The sequence below is a fragment of the Sulfobacillus sp. TH-112 genome, assembly GCF_057473405.1.
On record NZ_JBYCKN010000048.1, the window covers coordinates 1 to 6,245 of the forward strand.

The following is a 6,245-nucleotide window of genomic DNA, read 5'->3' on the forward strand; positions in this document are numbered from 1 at the left end:
AAGGGGACATCAAGTTCCCGACGTGCTCGCTCACTGACCGATGGCAACCGGTACCTGCCCGGGGAAAAGAGCCGCTTGTGGCACTGAAACACGCAAAAGTCTACTTGAGCGGACAATAGAGAGTGTTGGATTCGTGCGGCATGAGAGCTATCACTACAAACCACGCGCCTATCGAGTTGAATAGCAGTTAGCACAGTCTCGATGTTAAGAGCCACGCCCGTTCGGGAACTGACGGATGATAAGGCTAGCATTCGTGTTTTCGGTGTCAGAGCATAGGCGATGGCCCGATTCAGCGCTTCTTCACCACCATCGTGGGGAAACTCGACGACATCTATGTATACTCCGCAGAGTTCCGTGAGACACTTCATTGGGTAGTGCACCGCTTCGTGTTTTTGGTTAGTGGTAAAACACCATCACCCGCGTCAAACGACATAGGTTCGAAAGCTAGATTCGCCCCACTTGTGGCATTCCTTGACATTGCGGTAGACCGCAGGCTCGTTTTCATCCGCGCCGCTACGCCATATCGGGCTTGATGGGCGGCTCTTATTAGTATCATTTTCAGCGTGGTTCCACGGGGTCCGCGATGGAGGTGGGTCATCCCCGCCTGTGCGGGACATTCGGTTCGTTCCGTCTATCGCTATTGGCTCGTTGATATCGAATTGAAGGCTCTAGCCGATGCCAGAGCCTTCCAAACCTCCCTATTTAAGAAGAAGCTGATTGTCGGGAACATATTGTTGTAAGGTATTCCAGTGCTGGGTAAACCCAACCACGTCTTTATTGACAACGTCTAAATCATATTTGTTGGGGAGCCATAAAATGGGCAACTGTTGCGCGGCATATGCTAGATAGGCATTGAGGCGACTCTTTATTTGACTCGCGGTACCTCCTAAATAGGTATCATCAATCAACTGGTTCATCGTAGGATTGTCATATCCAGCCACGTTGTAACCGCCAGTGCTGGAAAACAGGTCGTCTCCCGTGCGATAGAAATCGGGTTCATAGCTCCAATTGAGGTCAGCACCCATCATGATGTCCCACTTACTGGCATCCGCTGGCGTGCCGGCCATGCCGCGGACGGTTTGCGGGCTCATCGGATCGAGCGCAATCCTGATTCCTTCTTGAGCCCAAGATTGCTGTAGCAGCTCAGCAATGCTCTGTACGCTGGTCGATCCCGTTCCAACAGGCTTCTGTGATATTACAACCAAGGGACTATATTAACCTGAAAATAACGGGCCAGTTCAGTGGGGACTTTTGGACCTCCAAGGGATTGGTGAGTCTGGACTCTTCCAAGAGAACGAAGCCTCTTCGAGCATTGGGTTTATTCGAAGAACTTTTTCCTCCCTGTACCGAAGATAATCAAGTCCTCGGTTTTATCACTCCCCAAGCCCAGGGCTCGGTGGGCCTACCGCATGGCATTCCGGAAATGGCTGGTTGGAGTGATACATTGGGAGCGGTCCTTTCTCTTGGGCTGTGTTCGGGGGAGGCATTTGTTTTAAGCGGCACCAGCGATAGCATCGGGATGTTAATACCACATCAACATATCTCTGCGCCGGAAGTTCTAGTGGCACCAGTATGGGATTCGGGGTGGGACATCGTATATGGACCCATGTCAACGGGTATGGCCACCATTACATGGGCAAGCGCTGGCTTGGGTTTCGCGCAAAACTACGAACTTGTTGAAGCTTCCACGAGAGGACGGTCGGATGATGCTCCAGTGTTTATTCCGTATCTTGGTGGTCAGCGTAGTCCCATCTGGGATGATCGTGTTCGGGCAATGTTTGCAAGAGTCGCGTTTCATACAACACGAGAGCAATTGGCATATTCTGTTGTCGAAGGGGTCATATGGTCCGAATTTGATGTGCTTGTGGCAGTGGAGAAAGCCCTGAATACGCGAAGTGAAAGGGTGGTTGCAACGGGCGGTGGGGCTTGGATTCCATTTTACAATGAGGTTCGGTCAGCGATGAATGATCGCGGAATAGAGGTTAGCGATGCTGACCCGGTCTTAGGGGCAGCATTGTTAGCCTATTGGGGGTTAATCCTGGGAAATTTCCTCGGATTCCGCCCGCCCTGGAAGTCCTGCGCTCGCCTGTGAGCAGGACTTGGAAAATAAAAATGGAAAGACACTTACAATATGAAAAGGTCAAGCGGATTTCGTGCGAATTTGACAGGAGGGAGTGGGGCGATAACGAATGAAACTATTTATTCCGATGAGCCAGTAAAAGGTGATTCCGGTGATTCGTTGTAGTTCTTCCGAAGATGCGCGACGAATCGTCGACGCTTTATTCATGGCAGGGATCCGTATCGTTGAACTAACGATGACCACTCCAAATGTATACCACTTGATCGACAATATTTGGCAAGACTTTCCCAACATGTTAGTTGGAGTTGGTACCATCAGGGATGGATCCATGGCTCTTCACGCTATCGAGAGTGGAGTAGACTTCCTTGTAACCTATAAAGTGGCGGCAGACGTCGCGAAAATAGGACAAAATCACACGATTCCTATATCCTTGGAGCGACCACCCCAACGGAAATAGATGCATGTCGCGAACTGGGGAGCGATCCCGTCAAGGTTTTCCCGGCAAGCATTGTGGGTCTTCGTTTCATTCGCGAATTGCATGGCCCCATGCCTGATGTGCGATGCTTTCCAACAGGGGGGATTGGCATCGAACAGGCAGAGATATGGCTTAAAGCGGGGGCAATTGCAGTAGGTATGGGGGGGCATTAATTCAAGTGGATGGCTTTGAAAAGGACTATAAGGTTGTGACCGAACGTGTGCGAACTCTATTGGAACAGATCGACGTGGAGGTCGAGACTCTCAAAGAAACAATCGTACGTTATAAAAGCTTGTAATCGTGCCTACTAGATAAGGTTGGACCGCGTAGAGCGGATTGGGACGGGAGAACATATTGATGACGAGCATTAGGAACAGCAGGCTGGACGCGATCCGCACTGATCTTAGACTCAGGGAATGACCCCATTAACAATCGAGACACATTGCACATGATTGGCTAGCAGCGCACCGCGAATGCGGTGCCAGTTGCGGAAAGTGATTCGGCTCCTTCTATATCGACGTCCTATATTCCTTCAGTTTGTTAATCATATCCAAAGAGATTTGACACGGGGATGAACTCTTATGTAGTGTGAACGGTCCGTGTATTTATAGAAACGTCCCCGTTTTCTGCACAGCCGACTTGTGGAATGGCTGTAAGAAAACGAGAAGGATGGTGGTAGAATGTTCCTCCCCTCTTTATAGGAATTGGGGGAGAAATCGTACCCAGAGAAATTCAATACTGATGCTGAAAATTAACAGAAAAGTGTTGCATATGAGCGGGCGCTGTTTTATATTGATGATTGTAATATGATTTATATGTGATTGGATGTGATTGAAAATGCTCAATAAACGACACGAGGCATTACTGGGATTACTCACACAAGAGCCTGAAATGTCGGTTATAGAACTTACCAAACGTCTCGGCGTATCTGCTGCTACGGTGCGGCGCGACCTCTCCTCGTTGGCTAAGCAGGGCCTCGTTCAACGCCTTCGAGGGGGGGCTACGATGAATGTGCCCTTAGGGATTGAGCCGGGTTGGACAGAGCGTATTGAGGAGAATCTTGAGAAGAAACGAATGATTGCCCGGGTAGCCTTCGACGCCATCGAAGAAGGCCAAGTAATCGCCTTAGATGTGGGAACGACTACGTTGGAGTTGGCGAGACTTTTGCAGATGCGGTCTGATCTTATGGTGTTTACCGCATCGGTGCCGATTGCACAACTGTTGGCGCCGAGTCGCCCTACGGTCTATTTGGTGGGTGGCCGGATACGTCCGCGTGAGATGGGGGTGGTCGGTCCGCTCACGCGGGAAATCATTGGGCGATTTCACTACGACACCTTTTTTCTAGCGGCTGCGGGGTGGTCGGTGGAACAGGGCTTGATGGATTACTCCATTGAGGACGTTGAAATCAAGCAAGCATTTATGAAAGCCTCCAATCAAGTGGTCGCATTAGTAGATTCGTCAAAATATGGGAAAACGGCATTGATGTCCATCGCCGAGCTCAACGACATCGACCAGCTGATTACCGATGGGGACTTGAGGTCGGATGTTCGAACAGAATTAGAGGAATCCGTAACCATATCGGTGGTAAATGCCGACAGTGAAAGGAGTTGGGGAACCCATTGAGTTGGATGAAAAGCACGTTTGATACGGTGAAGCCGATTATTGCGATGGTCCACTTGCCAGCGCTACCCGGGGCGCCACTATATGACGTGTCTCGCGGTACCGAGGTGATGGTGGATGGAGTCCGTCGGGATCTGGAAGCGTTGCAGGAAGCGGGGGTGGACGCCGTTATGTTTTGTAATGAGAATGACCGCCCCTATCAATTGCAAGCGGAAGCGTCTGCCATTGGGACTATGGCGTATGTCATAGGGCGGTTGCGAAACGACGTATCAATTCCCTACGGAGTCGACATTTTGTGGGACCCAGTGTCGGCGGTGGCGCTAGCGCATGCAGTGGGTGCACAGTTTGTCCGTGAAGTTTTTACGGGTCTTTACGAAAGTGACATGGGCGCGTGGCAGAGTAGGGCAGCCGAAGCCGTGCGGCTTCGGGCTCGGTTAGGCGATAACGATCGGGTGCATCTCTTATTTAACGTATCGGCAGAATTTGCCTCTCCCCTTGGACGCCGAACCGTAGCGGAGATAGCTCGATCGGTGGCCTTCTCCAGTTTGCCCGATGCTATCTGTGTATCGGGGCCGATGACCGGAAGTGCGGTGGAAGAAAGTGAACTCCAAGCGGTAGTGGAAAGCGTTGAGGGGACGCCGGTGTTCGTAAATACCGGTGTGCGACAAGATAATGTGGAAAAATACCTGGCTGTCGCTGACGGTGCGATTGTGGGTACAGCTTTGAAATATGATGGGCGAACATTTAATGCGGTGGATCCCGTGCGAGCCCTCCAATTTATGAGGGTTGTGAAAGACCATCGTGTGCAATGGGCGACGTAGCTAATCATAAGTTGAGTTGAAAGGAGACTAAGCAAAGTATGGCACAGTCCAAGGAGCTCTTTGTGCGAAAAGCTACCGGTCTTGTGCGGGAACTATCACCTTTTGATGCATTCAACCTAGTGTTTTCCGCAGTGCTCATTCCGGTGGGGATTTCCGAAGCGTTGGGGTTTTCTCCGGCTGTATTTAGCGGAGCTAATGTCGCGGTATCGTTTGTGTTAGCGGCAATTCTGATGGTGGCTTTCGGCACCGTCTATCTTTACTTTACGAACCTCATGCCTCGGTCAGGCGGTGACTATGTATGGGTAAGCCGGACGTTAAGCCCAGGTGTGGGGTTTGTCACTAACACTGCCCTAACTTTTGTGTTCTTAACGTGGATTTCGTTTAACTTCACCACCATGATTAGCTATTTTGGACCTGCAGTATTCTATCTTTGGGGACTTCCCGCCGCTGTGATTACAAAAATTTCACAGCCTGGATGGGAGTTCGGTATTGCGACAGTGCTTACCCTTCTCTTTACTTTATTAATGATCACCGGAGTCCGACGCGTAGCCCGGTACATGCGCTGGATGTTTTGGCTGGTTTGGGTCGGCATGGGAGTCTGGCTTGTGGGCATGGCTATAACCCCGTCGGGAGTGTTTCAGCGCCGATTGGCAAACCTTACGGGTCACAATGCCGCGAGCTTGATTGCTTTAGCGCATCACATGGGGGCAAGTCAAACTTCTGGCATTAACTGGATGATGACCATCTTCGCGATGATCTATGCGTTTCAAGTCTATACTGGGTTCCAGTGGACCGGATATTTTGCCGGCGAGGTGAAGAACGTGCGCAAGACTGCTGTCACCTCAATTATGGGAGGTCTCTTGGTTTCGGCTGTGCTCTATACTGTGGGCACCCTTTTAGTATTTCACTCTACCGGATATAACCTGTATAACGCTCTCGCGTACATCGGCTTCAATGATCCTTCGAAACTACCGAGCAATGTTCCGTACGTTCTTCCTGCTCTCGCTCGATTTTTTTCCATGCCTACTGTCTTACGCGACTATATCGGCTTAAGTTTTGTGTTCGCCATCTTCTGGTGGACCCCGACAGGGTTTATGCTCGGTACAAGGAATCTCTTCGCATGGGCTTTCGATCGGTTGATGCCTGAATCTCTGGCCGAAGTGTCGGAGCGCTTTCACACGCCAGTAAAGGCCACCATCGTCATCGGTATTGTCGTAGAACTCATCAATGTGGCGAACGTGTTCATGGG

Annotated in this window: 6 protein-coding genes and 1 pseudogene; 5 read left to right on the forward strand and 2 right to left on the reverse strand. The window is 50.6% G+C overall.

Features of this window, described 5'->3' with window-relative positions; all coding sequences use genetic code 11:
- On the reverse strand, positions 1 to 368 hold a 368-nt coding region (locus ACOJWD_RS03135), incomplete at its 3' end, for an aminotransferase class V-fold PLP-dependent enzyme (protein WP_486991768.1).
- A gap of 330 nt (positions 369 to 698) precedes the next feature.
- Positions 699 to 1,205, reverse strand: a complete 507-nt coding sequence (locus ACOJWD_RS03140; RefSeq protein WP_486991769.1) for a hypothetical protein — start codon at positions 1,203 to 1,205, stop codon at positions 699 to 701.
- Between the two features lie 107 nt (positions 1,206 to 1,312).
- Between ACOJWD_RS03140 and ACOJWD_RS03145 the strand changes: the two genes are divergently transcribed.
- The 5 genes and pseudogenes from ACOJWD_RS03145 to ACOJWD_RS03165 form a co-directional block, all read left to right on the forward strand.
- Complete coding sequence (locus tag ACOJWD_RS03145) at positions 1,313 to 2,092, forward strand: FGGY-family carbohydrate kinase (RefSeq protein WP_486991770.1); 780 nt, start codon at positions 1,313 to 1,315, stop codon at positions 2,090 to 2,092.
- 139 nt (positions 2,093 to 2,231) lie between these two features.
- Positions 2,232 to 2,728 (forward strand): annotated as a pseudogene (locus tag ACOJWD_RS03150) (bifunctional 4-hydroxy-2-oxoglutarate aldolase/2-dehydro-3-deoxy-phosphogluconate aldolase).
- A gap of 664 nt (positions 2,729 to 3,392) precedes the next feature.
- Positions 3,393 to 4,178 (forward strand): DeoR/GlpR family DNA-binding transcription regulator, encoded by a 786-nt coding sequence (locus ACOJWD_RS03155; RefSeq protein WP_486991771.1) that lies wholly within the window; start codon positions 3,393 to 3,395, stop codon positions 4,176 to 4,178.
- 5 nt (positions 4,179 to 4,183) lie between these two features.
- The gene (locus ACOJWD_RS03160; protein ID WP_486991773.1) at positions 4,184 to 4,996 is read left to right on the forward strand and encodes a BtpA/SgcQ family protein; all 813 of its coding nucleotides are present in this window, start codon (positions 4,184 to 4,186) and stop codon (positions 4,994 to 4,996) included.
- 38 nt (positions 4,997 to 5,034) lie between these two features.
- The coding region (locus ACOJWD_RS03165) for an APC family permease (RefSeq protein WP_486991772.1) at positions 5,035 to 6,245 on the forward strand (1,211 nt) is incomplete at its 3' end.